Annotated in this window: 18 protein-coding genes; 11 read left to right on the top strand and 7 right to left on the bottom strand. The window is 70.0% G+C overall.

Annotated elements, in window-relative coordinates:
* Nucleotides 1–27 precede the first annotated feature (27 nt).
* From WBG79_RS21630 to WBG79_RS21615, 4 genes are read left to right on the top strand one after another with little or no spacing between them, the layout of a single operon-like run.
* The gene (locus WBG79_RS21630; RefSeq protein WP_337359393.1) at nt 28–393 is read left to right on the top strand and encodes a response regulator; all 366 of its coding nucleotides are present in this window, start codon (nt 28–30) and stop codon (nt 391–393) included.
* A 10-nt stretch (nt 394–403) separates the two neighbouring features.
* Nucleotides 404–1,633: a protein-glutamate methylesterase/protein-glutamine glutaminase gene (locus tag WBG79_RS21625; RefSeq protein WP_337359295.1), complete on the top strand. Its 1,230-nt coding sequence runs from the start codon at nt 404–406 to the stop codon at nt 1,631–1,633.
* The gene (locus WBG79_RS21620; protein ID WP_337359294.1) at nt 1,630–2,544 is read left to right on the top strand and encodes a CheR family methyltransferase; all 915 of its coding nucleotides are present in this window, start codon (nt 1,630–1,632) and stop codon (nt 2,542–2,544) included. The genes WBG79_RS21625 and WBG79_RS21620 overlap by 4 nt, the downstream gene beginning before the upstream one ends.
* Before the next feature lie 22 nt (nt 2,545–2,566).
* On the top strand, nt 2,567–3,190 hold the full coding sequence (locus WBG79_RS21615) for an AraC family transcriptional regulator (RefSeq protein ID WP_337359293.1): 624 nt from the start codon (nt 2,567–2,569) through the stop codon (nt 3,188–3,190).
* 33 nt (nt 3,191–3,223) lie between these two features.
* Here the strand turns inward: WBG79_RS21615 and WBG79_RS21610 are convergent, their stop codons facing one another.
* The 3 genes from WBG79_RS21610 to ctrA form a co-directional block, all read right to left on the bottom strand.
* Nucleotides 3,224–4,234, bottom strand: a complete 1,011-nt coding sequence (locus tag WBG79_RS21610; protein WP_337359292.1) for a hypothetical protein — start codon at nt 4,232–4,234, stop codon at nt 3,224–3,226.
* Between the two features lie 197 nt (nt 4,235–4,431).
* On the bottom strand, nt 4,432–4,725 hold the full coding sequence (locus tag WBG79_RS21605) for a hypothetical protein (protein WP_337359291.1): 294 nt from the start codon (nt 4,723–4,725) through the stop codon (nt 4,432–4,434).
* 157 nt (nt 4,726–4,882) lie between these two features.
* On the bottom strand, nt 4,883–5,590 hold the full coding sequence (gene ctrA / locus WBG79_RS21600) for a response regulator transcription factor CtrA (protein ID WP_337359290.1): 708 nt from the start codon (nt 5,588–5,590) through the stop codon (nt 4,883–4,885).
* A gap of 383 nt (nt 5,591–5,973) precedes the next feature.
* Here ctrA and fliI point away from each other — a divergent pair, with 383 nt between their 5' ends.
* Both fliI and WBG79_RS21590 read left to right on the top strand, forming a co-directional pair.
* Nucleotides 5,974–7,287, top strand: a complete 1,314-nt coding sequence (gene fliI / locus WBG79_RS21595; RefSeq protein ID WP_337359289.1) for a flagellar protein export ATPase FliI — start codon at nt 5,974–5,976, stop codon at nt 7,285–7,287.
* A 105-nt stretch (nt 7,288–7,392) separates the two neighbouring features.
* Nucleotides 7,393–7,806: a flagellar FliJ family protein gene (locus WBG79_RS21590; RefSeq protein ID WP_337359288.1), complete on the top strand. Its 414-nt coding sequence runs from the start codon at nt 7,393–7,395 to the stop codon at nt 7,804–7,806.
* Between the two features lie 93 nt (nt 7,807–7,899).
* Here WBG79_RS21590 and WBG79_RS21585 read toward each other — a convergent pair whose 3' ends face one another.
* Complete coding sequence (locus WBG79_RS21585; RefSeq protein ID WP_337359287.1) at nt 7,900–8,301, bottom strand: VOC family protein; 402 nt, start codon at nt 8,299–8,301, stop codon at nt 7,900–7,902.
* A 208-nt stretch (nt 8,302–8,509) separates the two neighbouring features.
* On the opposite strand from WBG79_RS21585, the gene WBG79_RS21580 reads away from it, so the two are divergent.
* Both WBG79_RS21580 and WBG79_RS21575 read left to right on the top strand, forming a co-directional pair.
* Nucleotides 8,510–9,343, top strand: coding sequence for a DMT family transporter (locus WBG79_RS21580; RefSeq protein ID WP_337359392.1), 834 nt, complete (start codon nt 8,510–8,512; stop codon nt 9,341–9,343).
* A 150-nt stretch (nt 9,344–9,493) separates the two neighbouring features.
* Nucleotides 9,494–10,732, top strand: coding sequence for an MFS transporter (locus WBG79_RS21575; protein ID WP_337359391.1), 1,239 nt, complete (start codon nt 9,494–9,496; stop codon nt 10,730–10,732).
* A 7-nt stretch (nt 10,733–10,739) separates the two neighbouring features.
* Here WBG79_RS21575 and WBG79_RS21570 read toward each other — a convergent pair whose 3' ends face one another.
* Complete coding sequence (locus WBG79_RS21570) at nt 10,740–11,561, bottom strand: hypothetical protein (RefSeq protein ID WP_337359286.1); 822 nt, start codon at nt 11,559–11,561, stop codon at nt 10,740–10,742.
* A gap of 66 nt (nt 11,562–11,627) precedes the next feature.
* On the opposite strand from WBG79_RS21570, the gene WBG79_RS21565 reads away from it, so the two are divergent.
* The 3 genes from WBG79_RS21565 to WBG79_RS21555 are packed head-to-tail and all read left to right on the top strand — an operon-like array spanning nt 11,628 to nt 13,281.
* A complete protein-coding gene (locus tag WBG79_RS21565; RefSeq protein WP_337359285.1) occupies nt 11,628–12,635 on the top strand; it encodes a proline racemase family protein in 1,008 nt (335 codons plus the stop codon).
* Between the two features lie 50 nt (nt 12,636–12,685).
* Nucleotides 12,686–12,916 (top strand): DUF433 domain-containing protein, encoded by a 231-nt coding sequence (locus tag WBG79_RS21560; protein ID WP_337359284.1) that lies wholly within the window; start codon nt 12,686–12,688, stop codon nt 12,914–12,916.
* A gap of 2 nt (nt 12,917–12,918) precedes the next feature.
* On the top strand, nt 12,919–13,281 hold the full coding sequence (locus WBG79_RS21555) for a DUF5615 family PIN-like protein (protein ID WP_337359390.1): 363 nt from the start codon (nt 12,919–12,921) through the stop codon (nt 13,279–13,281).
* A gap of 27 nt (nt 13,282–13,308) precedes the next feature.
* Here WBG79_RS21555 and WBG79_RS21550 read toward each other — a convergent pair whose 3' ends face one another.
* Both WBG79_RS21550 and WBG79_RS21545 read right to left on the bottom strand, forming a co-directional pair.
* Nucleotides 13,309–13,944, bottom strand: coding sequence for a GNAT family N-acetyltransferase (locus WBG79_RS21550; RefSeq protein WP_337359283.1), 636 nt, complete (start codon nt 13,942–13,944; stop codon nt 13,309–13,311).
* A complete protein-coding gene (locus WBG79_RS21545) occupies nt 13,941–14,711 on the bottom strand; it encodes a MipA/OmpV family protein (RefSeq protein ID WP_337359282.1) in 771 nt (256 codons plus the stop codon). Before WBG79_RS21545 ends, WBG79_RS21550 begins: the two co-directional genes overlap by 4 nt.
* Between the last annotated feature and the right edge of the window lie 114 nt (nt 14,712–14,825).

Below are 14,825 nucleotides of genomic sequence, written 5' to 3'. Positions count from 1 at the left end.
CGAAGCGGGGACATGGAGAGGGCTTCGATGAAGTACTGCCTGGTGGTCGACGATTCGAGCGTGATCCGGAAGGTCGCGCGGCGGATCCTCGAGGATCTGTCCTTCGAGATCATGGAGGCCGAGGACGGCAAGCAGGCCCTCGATCTCTGCCGCAAGCAGATGCCGGACGCCATCCTGCTCGACTGGAACATGCCCGTCATGGACGGCATGGAATTCCTCAGCACGCTCCGGCGCGAGCCGGGCGGAACGGACCCGAAGGTCGTGTTCTGCACCACCGAGAACGACGTGGCGCACATCGCCAAGGCCATGCGGGCCGGCGCCAACGAATACATCATGAAGCCCTTCGATCGCGAGATCGTCGAGGCCAAATTCGCCGAAGTCGGCCTGATCTGAGCGGGGTTCCATGTCCTTGACCGCAAGTGCCGTCACCCCGGGCGCCGGCACCGTCACCGATCCCGTCCGCGTGATGATCGTCGACGACGCCGTCGTGGTGCGGGGTCTGATCGGGCGTTGGATCGACGAGGACCCGGCGCTTGCCGTGGTCGCCAGCCACCGCAACGGCAAGCTCGCCGTGGACGACGTGCTCCGCTCCAATCCGGACGTGGTCGTGCTCGACGTCGAGATGCCGGAGATGGACGGCCTCACGGCCCTGCCGCTGCTCTTGAAGGCCAAGCCTGGGCTGGTCGTCGTGATGGCGTCCACCCTGACCCGCCGCAATGCCGAGATCAGCCTGAAATGCCTGGCGCTCGGGGCGGCCGACTACGTGCCGAAGCCGGAATCCAACAGCTCGGTCTCGACGTCCCCGGAGTTCAAGACGGAGATCCTCTCCAAGGTGAAGGCCCTGGGCATGCGGGCCCGGCAGAGGGCCGGACGGCCGGTGGGCGGTGCCGCCCCGGCGCGCCCGGGCCCGCCGATGGCGCATGCGCCCTCGCCCGCCCGCACGCCCTTCTCGCAGGCCGCCGCCCCGCAACGGGTCTCCGCGACCGCCGCCCCGTCGGCGATGACGCGGCAGGGCGCCTCGATCGTGACGCGGTCCTATTCGACCGTCTCGCCGCGGGTGGTCCTGATCGGTTCGTCGACCGGCGGGCCGCAGGCGCTCACCCGCCTCTTCGGCGAGATCGGCAAGTCGATCGCCAACCTGCCCGTGCTCGTCACCCAGCACATGCCGCCGACGTTCACGGCCATCCTGGCCGAGCACCTGACGAAGGCCTCCGGGCGCCGCGCGGCGGAAGGCGTGCACGGCGAGCCGCTGATGCCCGGACGGATCTACGTCGCTCCCGGCGGCAAGCACATGGTGATCGGCAAGGACGGCGGCGACACCGTCGTCCAGCTCAACGACCTGCCGCCGGTCAACTTCTGCAAGCCTGCGGTCGACCCGCTCTTCCAGAGCGCCGTGCCGATCTACGGGGCCGCGATCCTGTCGGTCGTGCTTACAGGCATGGGCCACGACGGTGCGGCCGGCGCCAAGACGATCGCGCAGGCCGGTGGCAGCGTGATCGCCCAGGACGAGGAGACCAGCGTGGTGTGGGGCATGCCGGGGGCGGTCGCTCAGGCCGGCGCCGCGTCGGAGATCCTGGCCCTCGACCAGATCGGCCCCAAGATCGTGCGGATCCTGAGCGGAGGCCGGGCGTGACACCTTCCGACTACGACTACCTGCGCGCCTTCCTGAAGAGCCGCTCCGGGCTGGTCCTCACCAACGAAAAGCAGTACCTCATCGAGAGCCGCCTGCAGCCGGTGGCCCGCAAGGTCGGCCTTGCGTCGATCTCGGCGCTGGTGATGCGCCTCAAGGAGCCCGGCTCGGCCCAGCTCCAGGAGGCGGTCGTCGAGGCGATGACCACCAACGAGTCGTTCTTCTTCCGCGACAAGGTGCCGTTCGAGCACTTCACCCAGGTGATGCTGCCCCACATGCTGCAGGCGCGGGCCAAGGACCGCCGCCTGCGGATCTGGTGCGCGGCGGCTTCGACGGGACAGGAGCCCTACAGCCTCGCCATGTGCCTCAAGGAGGCGGAGGCGCGGCTGGCGGGCTGGCGGATCGAGATCATCGGCACCGACATCTCCAACGAGGTGCTCGAGAAGGCCAAGGCCGGGATCTACAGCCAGTTCGAGGTGCAGCGCGGGCTGCCGATCGCCAATCTCCTTAAGTTCTTCAAGCAGACCGGGGAGATGTGGCAAGTCTCCTCCGAGCTCCGCTCGATGATCCAGTACCGGCGGTTGAACCTTCTGGAGAATTTCTCCAGCCTCGGCCAGTTCGACATCGTCTTCTGCCGCAACGTGCTGATCTACTTCGACAACGAGACCAAGATCGATATCCTCACCCGGATCCGCCGTCAGATGACCGAGGACGCCTTCCTGGTCCTTGGGGCGGCCGAGACGGTGGTCGGGCTGACCGACGCGTTCAAGCCCATGCAGGACAGGCGCGGCCTCTACGTCATCAACAGGCCCATGGAGCGGCCGCAACTGGCGGCGACCGGCACGTCGGGTGCCCCGGGACCCGGGCCCGCGGGCAGCCAGAGGCTCGGGAGCTTCGGCTTCGGGGTCCGCTGAAGAACGCCGCCCGGAGACCCTCTTGGCTGTCGACCTCACGCTCCTGGAAAGGATCGACGCCCAGCGCCGACGCGACGGCCTCCTTACGGTGGCGGAGATCGTGGATCGCGTCGGGGCGACGAACCGGGTCTACGATCCGTTCTCCCTCATCGTCTCCCGCGGCGTCACGATCGGACGGGGGAACGTCTTCCATCCGGCCGTCTCGCTGATGGCGTCCGCCGATGCGGAGCTGACCATCGGCGACGAGAACATCTTCCATCCGCTGACCGCCATGTCGGCCGAGAGCGGACCGCTGGCGGTCGGGTCGGGCAACCAGTTCGGGGAGGGCGGCTTCACGGCCCGGACGAACCGGGCGGGCGCCTCGATCGCGATCGGGGACGGAGGCCGGTACCTCGGCGGGGCGGCCGTCTACGGCGCGAGCCGGCTCGGCAGCGGCAGCCAGATCCTGGGGGCCGTCACCGCGGAGAGCGTGGTGCTGGAGGCCGGCGGCGACTTCCGGTCGCCGGACCCCGACGAGCGGGCGGGGCTTCTCAAGGGCTTCGGGCCGGCGCGCCGGCTGACCGTGCCGCGCGGGCGCGTGATCGCGGGGGCCGGCGGCTTCTCGGCGGACCGCCTGCAGCTCCAGTCCGATTTCCATCCCGCCTGAGCGGCGCTGCCGCCCTGCCTCGGCCGGCGCGTCCTAGAGCTTCGGCCGGTAGCCGGTCCGCCGCATCTCGGCCTCCAGGGTCTCCCGGGTGGCGGCCGCCATACCGCTCTTCCGGCGCTCGACTTCCTGGCGCAGGTCCTCGAAGCGGGCGGCGAGCCGGCCGATGAGGTGGCGGTGGAACCTGATCTTGTCGATCAGCTTGTCCTGCTCGGCCTTGACCTGCTTCATGAGTGCGCCGATGTCGTCGACATTGTTGTAGCCGAGGCGGATCTCGTTGGCGTCGAAGACGAAGCCGACCACGATCAAGACCTTGCCGGCGGGCTTGGCGATGCGCCGAACGCGGCTCGCCTCGGTCATGTAGCGTTCGGCCGCCGAGGCGCCCGCTCCGAGCGAGGTGTTGCCGCGGCTCCCCCAGGTGAGGGCATCCGACGTGGAGGGGCCGAGGTAGGTGTCGGCGACCATCTGGCCGAGGCCCATGGCGCCGATCGCCAGCCAGCCGAGCGGCCCCGAGCAGAGCCCGATGGCGACCACGGCGGCGTCGATGCCGAGTTGGACATAGGCCTCCTTGACCTCGCGCTTGGCCTGCTCGAGGCGGAGTCTCAGGCGCTTCAGGAGGCCCTCGAGCGCGCGGGCCTCCGCGTCGATCCTGGCGCCCGCGAGCGCCGTCAGGAGCGCCGCGATGCCGAGGCCCCACATGTCGTCCAGGAGGTCGTTGACGGCGGCCAGGATCGAGATGGCGAGGACCGCGATGTCGAAGATGCGCTCGCCGTCCGCCGCGACGGCGGCGCCGGTGCGCGTGGCGGACTCGAGGAAGACCAGGTAGTCGTCGATCACCGCCTCCGCGAAGGCCAGGTCGGCGTCCAGCCGGGCCTTGAGGGCGGCGGCCCAGGGATCCTTGTAGCGCTGCTCGTTCGTGTAGGCGCGGGTCTGCTCCTCAATGAAGGCGTCCTGGACGCTTTTCCAGTTCGCATAGGTTCCCGGCCCGAGAACCTTGTCGACCACATCAGGCTTGATGGCATAGAAGCGGGCGGTCGGCACCGTCATGTGTGATCTCCTCGGGGTATACCTTGGCGCACCCCGGGAACAGCGACCCAGACCAAAGCAACGTCTCTGGAGATCTTGATATCAAATCCGTCCCGGCTCGGCACTTCAATCGAAGTCACGTCCGGGTGACAAACAATGCAGGCCGGAAACGTTTCGTCTTCCGGCATTTCAGGCGGGTTTCCTGCGGCCCCCGCGGTCTAGCCCGCGCCAGCGAGGAGCGCCGGCACGAGGCCCGCGACGGCGCCACCGGCGACCACCATGCCGGTTTGCTGGGCGGAGAGGCCGAGGGCCTGGCCCGCCGCCCCGGCCCCCACGAGGCCGGCGAGGAGCGGCAGGGACTGGTCGGCGACGCCCAGGTAGCGGAGCGCGGCGAGGCCGGCGAGCCCGGCGATCGCGACCGCCGCGCCCTTCCACCAGGGGGCGCCGGACAGGTGGGCGGCGAGGGTCGCGCCGATCAGGGCGACAGGGACGAGAAGGCCGAGATTGCCCATGGGCGCTCCTTGGTTGGCGCCACCTTGGCGGAGAGGACGGGGCGGGCGCAAGAGCGTCGGCGTCGCCGTGGAGCGGTCCCGGCGGGCCGTGCCTGAAACGAAAAGACCCCGCGCCGGGGGCGCGGGGTCCTGGTCTCGCGGGCAGGGGCGCGTGCCGTCAGGCGACGCTCTCGGAGTAGACGTCGTTCTCGTCCGGCTCACGCAGGACGTAGCCGCGGCCCCAGACGGTCTCGATGTAGTTCTTGCCGCCGGTCGCGCTGGCGAGCTTCTTGCGAAGCTTGCAGATGAAAACGTCGATGATCTTCAGCTCGGGCTCGTCCATGCCGCCGTAGAGATGATTGAGGAACATCTCCTTGGTGAGGGTGGTGCCCTTGCGGAGCGAGAGCAGCTCCAGCATCTGGTATTCCTTGCCGGTCAGGTGCACCCGCTGGCTGTTTACCTCGACGGTCTTGGTGTCGAGGTTCACGGTCAGCTCACCGGTCTGGATGACCGACTGGGCGTGGCCCTTGGAGCGACGGACGATGGCGTGGATGCGGGCGACCAGCTCGTCCTTATGGAACGGCTTGGTCATGTAGTCGTCCGCGCCGAAGCCGAGGCCGCGGACCTTGTCCTCGATGCCGGCGAGGCCGGACAGGATCAGGATCGGGGTCTTGACCTTGGAAACACGCAGCGTCCGGAGAACCTCGTAACCGGACATGTCCGGGAGGTTCAGATCCAGAAGTATGATGTCGTAATCGTAGAGCTTGCCGAGGTCGATCCCTTCCTCGCCCAGGTCCGTCGTGTAGACGTTGAAGTTCTCGGACTTCAGCATCAGTTCGATGCTCTGAGCGGTCGCGCTGTCGTCCTCAATCAGCAGTACGCGCATGCCAATCCCCTTGTGTCGCCTCATCTGGGCTTGGCGCATCGGCCCCCAAGCGGCCGCTGCGAACGCACACCGTCAACCCGACTCAGGTGTCCCGAGAAATGGTTAACAGATGCCGATTCGCGGCGGCAAGCGCCCAGCAGGGAAAAGTCAGCGAATTTCTGCAGTGTCCTGAAAAAGCATCAGTTTCGCGGCCGGCGATGGCTCACTCGTCACATTAACGGATGCGCCTAACCGACTCGCTGGACTCAGCTCTCCCGAAGACGGACCACGGAATTTCGCGCACGACCCCACATCGTTCGCTTGGCCATATTGTTTGACGAAGGGTGTTAACAAGCCGTTACTGGGGGACCGCCGTTCAGGGGATTCGGCAAGGATTATCCTTCGTGGAAGCACTGATCCGGGAAATCGGCGAAATTCGTGACCTTGAGACCTTCGGGCGGGTCACTGGCGTGCGCGGCCTGATGATCGAGGTGGCGGGCCCGCTGCATGCGATGAGCGTCGGGTCGCGGCTGGTCATCGAGGGCGGCGGTGGCCGTCCGGTGCCCGCCGAGGTCGTCGGTTTCGAGGGGGAGCGGGCGCTGCTCCTGCCGTTCGGGTCCGTCGAGGGCGTGCGGATGGGCTGCCGCGCCCTGGTGGAGGCGGCGGACGCCTCGGTGCGGCCGTCGGACGCATGGCTCGGGCGGGTGATCGACGCCATGGGCAACCCGATCGACCGCAAGGGGCCGCTCGCCGCCGGGCCGGAGTCGCGGCACCTGCGCGCGGCCCCGCCGCCGGCGGCCGACCGGATGCGGGTCGGCGAGCCGATCGACCTCGGGGTTCGGGCGCTCAACACCTTCGTGACCTGCTGCCGCGGCCAGCGCATGGGCATCTTCGCCGGCTCCGGCGTGGGCAAGTCGGTGCTCCTCTCCATGCTGGCGCGCTACACCGCCGCAGACGTGGCGGTGATCGGGCTCGTGGGCGAGCGCGGGCGCGAGGTCCAGGAGTTCATCGAGGACGATCTCGGCGAGGCGGGGCTCGCCCGCTCGGTGGTGGTGGTGGCGACGTCGGATGAACCGGCGCTGATGCGGCGGCAGGCGGCCTACATGACGCTGACGGTCGCCGAGTATTTCCGTGACCAGGGCGCGGAGGTCCTCTGCCTGATGGACTCCGTCACCCGCTTCGCCATGGCGCAGCGCGAGATCGGGCTCGCGGCGGGCGAACCGCCGACCTCGAAGGGATACACGCCGACCGTTTTCACCGAACTCCCGAAGCTTCTCGAGCGCGCCGGCCCGGGCATGGCCGGCCAGGGGTCGATCACCGGCCTCTTCACCGTCCTGGTGGAAGGCGACAACCACAACGAACCGGTCGCCGACGCGGTGCGCGGCATCCTGGACGGCCACGTGGTGATGGAACGGGCGATCGCGGAGCGAGGCCGCTACCCGGCCATCAACGTGCTCAAATCCGTGTCCCGGACCATGCCGCGGTCCGTGCCGCCTGAGCACAGGCCGATGATCCTGGAGGCCAAGCGGCTGATGGCCACCTATGCGGACATGGAGGAGCTGATCCGGCTGGGCGCCTACCGGAAAGGGTCGAATCCAGAGGTCGACCGGGCCATCGCCCTCAACGGTCCGTTCGAAGCCTTCCTGGGCCAGGGCAAGGAGGAGTCCACCTCGTTGCACGATTGCTACAGGCGCGTCGCCGAAATCCTGAGTTCTTGATCGATTGCGAAGATGGCTTCGCTTTAGCCGCAGGGCGTAGACCGGACTCACGATTTGGCAACCCCTGTCGGCTATGGTCCTCTCCGACGAAGGGAGTTGGGCGTCATGAAATCTCGGGAAAGTCTCATTCGCCTGAAGCGGTTCCAGGTCGACGAGAAGCGTCGCCAGGCGAGTCAGATCGAACTGATGATCGCGGAATTCACCCGCATGATCGGCGACCTCGACGAGCAGATCCTGGCCGAGCAGAACCGCGTCGGCATCCACGACGTGACCCACTTCGCCTACCCGACCTTCGCGCGTGCCGCCATCCAGCGGCGCGACAACCTCAGGGCCTCCGTGCGCGAGCTCGAGGAGAAGCTCGATCGCGCCCAGGCCGAGCTCGCCGAGGCGGTCGAGGACATGAAGAAGATCGAGCAGATCGAGGAGCGGGACCAGCACCGCGACCGAGACGCCCGGGACGCGGCCGAGCAGGCCGCCCTCGACGAACTCGCCGGCCAGCGGCACGCCATGGCGCGCTGACGGGCCGCCGGCTCCGGCCGGCCGCCGTCACCACGGTATCAGGAGGCCCCGCCGGCGACCGTGCCGGCGGGGCCTCTGCATTTCGGCGCCGCGTCAGCCCTTGGCGGCGGCCGGATCCATCCACATCAGTTCCCAGACGTGACCGTCCAGGTCCTGGAAGCTCGCGCCGTACATGGAGCCGTAGTCCGTCACGGGCTTCCAGGGCCGGGCGCCGGCGGCCAGCGCGCGCTTCAGGAGATTGTCCACCTCGGCCCGGCTCGAGGCGGACAGGCAAGTCAGGACCTCGGTCGCGCGGTGCGCGTCGGCGATCTCGCCGTTGATGAAGTCGCGGAAGCGTGGCTCGGTCAGCAGCATCACGAAGATGTTGCCGTCGACCACCATGCAGGCGGCTTCGTCGTTGGTAAAGCGCGGCTCGAAGGCGAAGCCGAGTTCGCCGAAGAAGGCCTTGGACGCGGGCAGGTCCTTGACCGGCAGGTTCACGAAGATCATGCGCATGGGTTTTCCTCCTCTGCCTCGAACGCAAGGACGGTCCCGCAGGTGCGGCGCCGACAGCCGCGCCGCTCTTTTTTGAGCCAGGGTAGCGGCGCCGGCCGGGTGGTCCACCCGAAAATCAACGGGCGGGCGTTGCGGATCGGCGGCCAAGGGCGATAGACCTTTGCCGGCTCATCCCCGAGCGGCCATTGCGGAGGCCGGCTTGTCCACCGTGGTCCTGTCCGCCGTGCTCTTCTCGGCGCTCCTCCATGCCGCCTGGAACCTGATGGTCAAGGCGAGCCCGGACAAGGGGCTCGACCTCGCCCTGGTGGCGGCCGCGGGCGCGCTGCCGGCGCTGGTCGTGCTGCCGGTCCTGGGCGTTCCGGCGCCGGAAAGCTGGCCCTACGCGGTCGCCTCGGGCACGATCCACGTCGGCTACTACGCGCTCGTCGGCGCGGCGTACCGGGCGGGCGACATGAGCTACGTCTACCCGCTCATGCGCGGGACGCCGCCGCTCCTGATCGCGCTTGCCGGCGGGCCGCTGATCGGCGAGCACCTGTCGGCCGCCGGCTGGGCGGGGGTGCTGGTGATCAGCGGCGGAATCCTGACGCTCGGCCTCTCGGGCCGAGGCCTCGGCGCGGCGACGGGCCGGGCGACCGCCTTCGCGCTCGCCAACGCGGTCGTGATCGCCGTCTATTCCTTCGTGGACGGGACGGGCGCGCGGCTCTCCGGCAATCCGGTCGCGTATACCCAGACGGTCTTCCTGCTGACCGCGATCCCCGTGGTCGGGGGCGCGCTGGTGCGGCGGCCGGCGGCCTTCGCGAGCCACGCGGCGGCGCGTTGGCGGCTCGGCATGACGGGCGGCCTCTGCTCGGTGGCGGCCTACGCGATCGCGCTCTGGGCGATGACGATGGCGCCCATCGCCCTCGTCTCGGCGCTGCGGGAGACCTCCATCGTGTTCGCGACCGCGCTCTCGGCTTTGGTGCTCAAGGAGAAGTTCGGCGTCCTCCGGCACGTGGCGGCGGGCCTCATCATGGGCGGCGCCGTGGTGCTGCGGCTCGCCTGAGCAGGGTCGACCCGGGCCCCGTCCGGTGGGGGACAGCCATGCGTTGCCTTCCCGGGCGCTCTCATGGGAACGTTCCCTGTCGGGACATTTCCTGACCCGAGGGCCCGCGTCGTTCACGCCGGCCGAGGACGCACGCTCCCCGTGAAAACCATGGCCCTCAGGACCGATCGGCTCGCCGCCGCGCCCGCGTGCTGGCTGGCGGCCGGCTTCCTGCTGACCTTCTCGTCGGCCTTCGGGCAGACCTTCTTCATCGCGGTCTTCGCCGAGGATTTGAAGCGCGCCTTCGCGATCGGCGACGGGGTGCTGGGCGCCTCCTACACGGTCGCCACCCTGGCGAGCTCGGCGATCCTGATGACCTACGGCCGGGTGGCGGACCGGGAGCGTCTGCGCTGGGTGGCGGTGGCGACCCTCGGCGGGCTCGCGGCGACGACGCTGGCGCTCGCGGCGGCGCCGGTCTGGTGGCTGCTGCCGGTCCTCTTCCTCGGCCTGCGCTTCTTCGGCCAGGCGATGCTCGGCCACGTGGCGCTGACCGCCATGGCCCGGTGGTTCTCGGTCGGCCGCGGCAAGGCGATCGCGGTCGCGGCGATGGGCAACCCGGCGGCGCAGGCGGTCTTCCCGGTGCTCGGCGTGGCGCTCGCCAGCAGCATCGGCTGGCGCTGGACCTGGGCGGCGGCCGCGGCCTTCCTGGTCGCCGTCGCGGTGCCGCTGGTGGTGCTGCTCCTGCGCGACGAGCCGGGCGGGGACACGAGCATCGTGCGCGGGACGCCAACGGGCACGGCAACCGTGCCCGACCGGGTCCGGCACTGGACGCGAGGCGAGGTGCTGCGCGATCCGCTCTTCTATTTCCTCATGCCCGGCGTCCTGGCGCCGCCCTTCGTGGTCACCGGCATCTTCTTTCACCAGGTCTCGCTGGTGCACGCCAAAGGCCTGGAGCTGACCTGGTTCACGGGGTGGTTCGCGGCCCATGCGGGCTCGTCGATCGCCACCACGTTCCTGACCGGCTGGGCCGTCGACCGCTTCGGCTCGGCCGGGGTGCTACCTTTCTTTCTGGTGCCCCTGGCGCTCGGGACCGGGCTCCTGGGCCTCACGGACCACCCGATGGTGGTGCCGGCCTTCATGGTCCTGGCGGGGATGTCGTCCGGGGCCGGGCAGACGCTCCTCGGCGCGCTGTGGGCCGACCTTTACGGCACGCGCCACATCGGGGCGATCCGGGCGCTCGCCTCGTCCGGCGGCGTCTTCGCCTCCGCCATCGCGCCGGGGCTGATGGGCGTGCTGATCGACTGGCGGGTGGCTCTCGACAGCCAGCTCCTGGCGCTGTGCGGCTACACGGTGGCGTCGATCCTGCTCCTCGGCCTGGCGGTGCCGCGCGTCAGGGCCCGGAACGGCTGAACCGGGGTCAGTTGCCGGTCCGGCCGGCCCGCAGGGCATGGGAGGCCAGGCGTTCGTAGAGCGGACGGGCCGCCTCGGCGATGGGCTTCAGCCGGTCGTCGAGCGCCTCGAAGGCGATCTCGGCACGCGGCGGAGAGAAGCCCGTCGACGTCTCCACGGCGCCGTACCAGACCGGCGCCCAGACCCCGTCCTCGGGGCGGCGTCCGGGCGGCCAGGAGAGCATGCTGCGGCGGAACGGGATCGCCAGGGCGTCGCAGAGGGCCGCCAGGGTCCCGGCCGGGTCGGCGAGGACGTCTGCGGCGTCGATCACCGGCGGGGCCTCGCCGAGGCGCTCGGCCACCATGTCGAAGATCTGCGCCTGCTCGACGAAGCCGATGTCGGCGAGGGTGACGTCGGCGCGCTTGTCGGCGTAGGAGGCGAGCACGCTCTCCGGGCGGCGGATCAGGAAGGCGCTCCGCACCTGGTCGATCCAGTCGCGGCCGAATTCCGGCAGCATGTGGTGGGTCATGTGCTTCTGGTAGAAGATCGGCTTCTCGCCGGGGATCGGGCCGATGAGCGTCATCACCACCTCGCGCCAGTCCCTGGGCTGGGAGGCGAGCACCTCCTCGCGCATCGGGTGGTCGAGCCCGGTATGGGCGAGGTAGGCGGCGTAGAAGGGCTCGTCGATGACCGCCGCGTCGGGGCGGTTGCCGAAGGACCGCATCATGGCCGTCGAGATGTTCCGCGGCCCGGACCACATGGCGATGCGGACCGGGTCCTCGAAGGGCGCCAGCATCTCGGGCGGCGGCTCGTGCGCCTCGGGCAGGACGATCGGGTTCGGATCGGGCATGGGCGGGCCTCGAAGAACGGGTCCCTCTTCCTCTATCCTCGGATCCGGCAAATCGGAAGGTGGCGCATGGACGAGCGGGCGGTCGCGATCGAGACGGTGGAGATGCACACGGGCGGGGAGGCGGTGCGCATCGTGACGGGCGGCTGGCCGGCGATCCGGGGAGAGACGATCCTGGACAAGCGCCGCGACGCGCGGGAACGGCTCGACCGCTGGCGCCGGCTCGTGATGCACGAGCCGCGCGGCCACTACGACATGTACGGGGTCCTGCCGGTCGAGCCGGACCTGCCGGGGGCCGACATGGCCGTGCTCTTCATCCACAACGAGGGCTACTCGACCATGTGTGGGCACGCCGTGATCGCGCTCGGCCGGTTCGCGGTCGACACCGGGATCGTGCCGGCGGTCGAACCGGTGACCCGGGTCGCGATCCAGTGTCCCTGCGGGCTCGTCGAGGCCGAGGTCGCGGTGCGCGACGGGCGGGCCGGGGCGGCAAGCTTCGTCAGCGTGCCGGCCTTCGCGGCGCATCTCGACCGGACCGTGGAGGTGCCGGGCTACGGCGCCGTGACGCTCGACGTCGGCTACGGCGGCGCCTTCTACGCCATCCTGCCGGCGGCGCGGCTGGGCCTGAGCCTGACGGCGCCGGCCGCGCGGCTGGTGGAGGCGGCGGATGCGGTCAGCCGGGCGGTCAGGGCGGCGCTGCCGATCGAGCATCCGGTCGAGGCCGACCTCGGCTTCCTTTACGGGACGATCCTGACCGACGGCGGCGACGGGCGGGAGGCGCCCACGGTCAACGTCTGCGTCTTCGCCGACCGTGAGGTCGACCGGTCGCCGACCGGATCCGGCGTGACGGCCCGGGTGGCGCTGATGCGCGCCCGGGGCGAGATCGCGCCGGGGGAGACGCGGCGCTTCCGCTCGATCGTGGGCTCGGAGTTCACCGGGGCCGTGGAGGCCGACACCACGCTCGCGGGCCGCCCGGCGGTCCGCGTCCGCGTCGCCGGCAAGGCGCACTACGCGGGGCGGGCGACGTTCACCATCGAGCCGGACGACCCGTTCCCGGAGGGGTTCCTGGTCCGGTGAGGACAAACCCGGCCAAGGCGGATATCCTGTTCCCGTCAGGAGAGCGTTCCATGGATCATCGCGATCGCATCAGCATCGACCCCGACGTGATGCAAGGCCGGCCCGTGATCCGGGGCTCGAGGCTAACCGTGGAGTTCGTCCTCGGCCTCATGGCGGACGGCTGGACCTTGGAGCAGATCACCGACAGCTACCCGGGAATAACGCGCGACGACCTGCTTGCCTGTCTGAGCTTCGCCCGGGAGCTCGTCAGCGGGGCGAAGCCCATTCCAGATGCTGCGTGACCATGATCCTGGTCACGGACGAGAACATTCCGCGGCAGCTCGTCGAGGCGTTGACGGAAGCCGGAGAAGTCGTGATCTGGATCCGTCGGGTCTGCCCGGGGATCTCGGACGAGGCCGTTCTGGACATGGTCGCGGAGAGGCGGGCCGTCCTGGTCACTCAGGACAAGGGCTTCGGCCGCAGAGCCGAGCGAGGAGAGTTTCCTCCTGACTGCGGGCTCGTCCTGATCCGGCTGCCTATCGGCCCGGACACGGAGTCCTGCGCCACGGTGGCCCGCATCATCGCGACGGTGCCGGATCGGCGCGGCGGCCTGATCGTCGTCGATGACGGCGGAACGCGTCGCCGAGAGTTCGGGCGACCGCGATGAGGACTTTCTTCGTGACGTGCCGAAGTGTCAGCCGATCAGGGGCACCTGCGGGGCGGCCGTGCGGGGAAGGATGCCAGTGAGGCGGGGGTCGGGGCCGATCTCCAGGGCGAACTTCACGGGCACGAAGCCGGAGCGGCGGTAGAAGGCGAGGGCGTCCGGGTGGTCGAAGGCGCAGGTGTGCAGCCAGACGCGCGCCACCCCTTGCCTGGCCCAGGCTCGGCGCAGGGCCTCGTTCATCAGGTGGCGGCCGACGCCCGAGCCGATCGCCTCCGGGACGAGGCCGAAGAAGGCGATCTCGATCTCGCCGGGCACCCGGCCGTCGAGTTCCAGGAGGCCGATCTCCTCGCGACCGTGGCGGAGCACGAAGACCTCCACGGACGGATCGGTCAGGATCGACCGCAGGTCCGCGTCAGGGAGCGCGCGTCGGGAGAACCAGAGCCAGGGTTCGCCGATTAGGGCATAGAGGCGGCGGTACCAGCCGAGGTCGGGGTCGCGGACCGGGTCGATCCGGAGGTCGGCGATCGCCCGCGCGGACCGCGGCGCCACCGGGGCCGTCATCTCCAGGTAGGTGACCAGGGTGGCGAGGATGCCCGGGGGGAGATCGGTATAGCCGTCGGCCGCCACCGTCAGGGTCGCGGCCGCGTCCGGCGGGGAACCCGTCACTTCCCGTCGATCCCGAAGCGGTAGGCGGCGCCGAGGCCGAGGGTGAACTGGTCGCGGTCGCCGGCCCGGCGCACGATCGGGCTCTTGGCGGCGTCGCCGGTCAGCCGGTTCCAGGTCCCGTCGAGGCGGACCAGCCAGTGCGGGTTGAAGTCCCAGTCGATCCGCGCGCCGGCGCCGTAGGACTTGATGCCGGCATCCGCCTCGTAGCGGGAGAAGTTGGTCCGGCCGGCGACCTTCGGCGACACCGAGAAGTAGGTGTCCATGTAGTCGTCGTCGGCAAAGGAGAGGCGCGGGCCGACCGAGACCTTGACGCCGGGCGCGGGCCGCAGGATGCCCTCGACGCCCAGGTCGCCGACGATGCCGTCATGGCCGCCGAAGCCCTGGCGGAGTTCAACGAAAGCACGCGCATAGGGCAGCGTGTAGTCGACCACGGCGCCGACTTCGAGCGCCGCGTCCACGCGCTCGGTCCCGCGCAGCCGCTTGTCGACGCCGCCGGAGCGGGAATCGAGATAGCGGAAGGCCGGGGCCACGCCGAAGCCCAGGTCGCTGGTCGGCTCGCCCGTGAAGGGGTTCACGCTGAAGCGGAGGGAGACGATCGGGAAGGGCGCGATCAGGTAGTTCTTCGAGCCTTCCCACTCCGGCTGCAGCTTAGGGCCGCCGCCGAGCGTCACCACGGCGCCGCTCCACGCCGGGGCGGCGGTCTGGGCAGCGGCCGCGCCGGGCAGCAGCGCGGCGAGAAGGGCGGCGATCAGGACGGGACGGCGCATCAGCCTCGAACTCCGGAACCGGCACGGCCGATCCTCGGGGCCGCTCACCACAAGGTAGCGGGTCGGGGCCGAGCTTGCGAGGGGCGGAGGCCCAGGGTCCACCCGTCCGCCGCA

This window comes from Prosthecomicrobium sp. N25 (genome assembly GCF_037203705.1).
Taxonomy (GTDB): Bacteria; Pseudomonadota; Alphaproteobacteria; order Rhizobiales; family Ancalomicrobiaceae; genus Prosthecodimorpha.
Note: the sequence above shows the minus strand (reverse complement) of the source record. Positions and strands in the feature narration are given on the sequence as shown.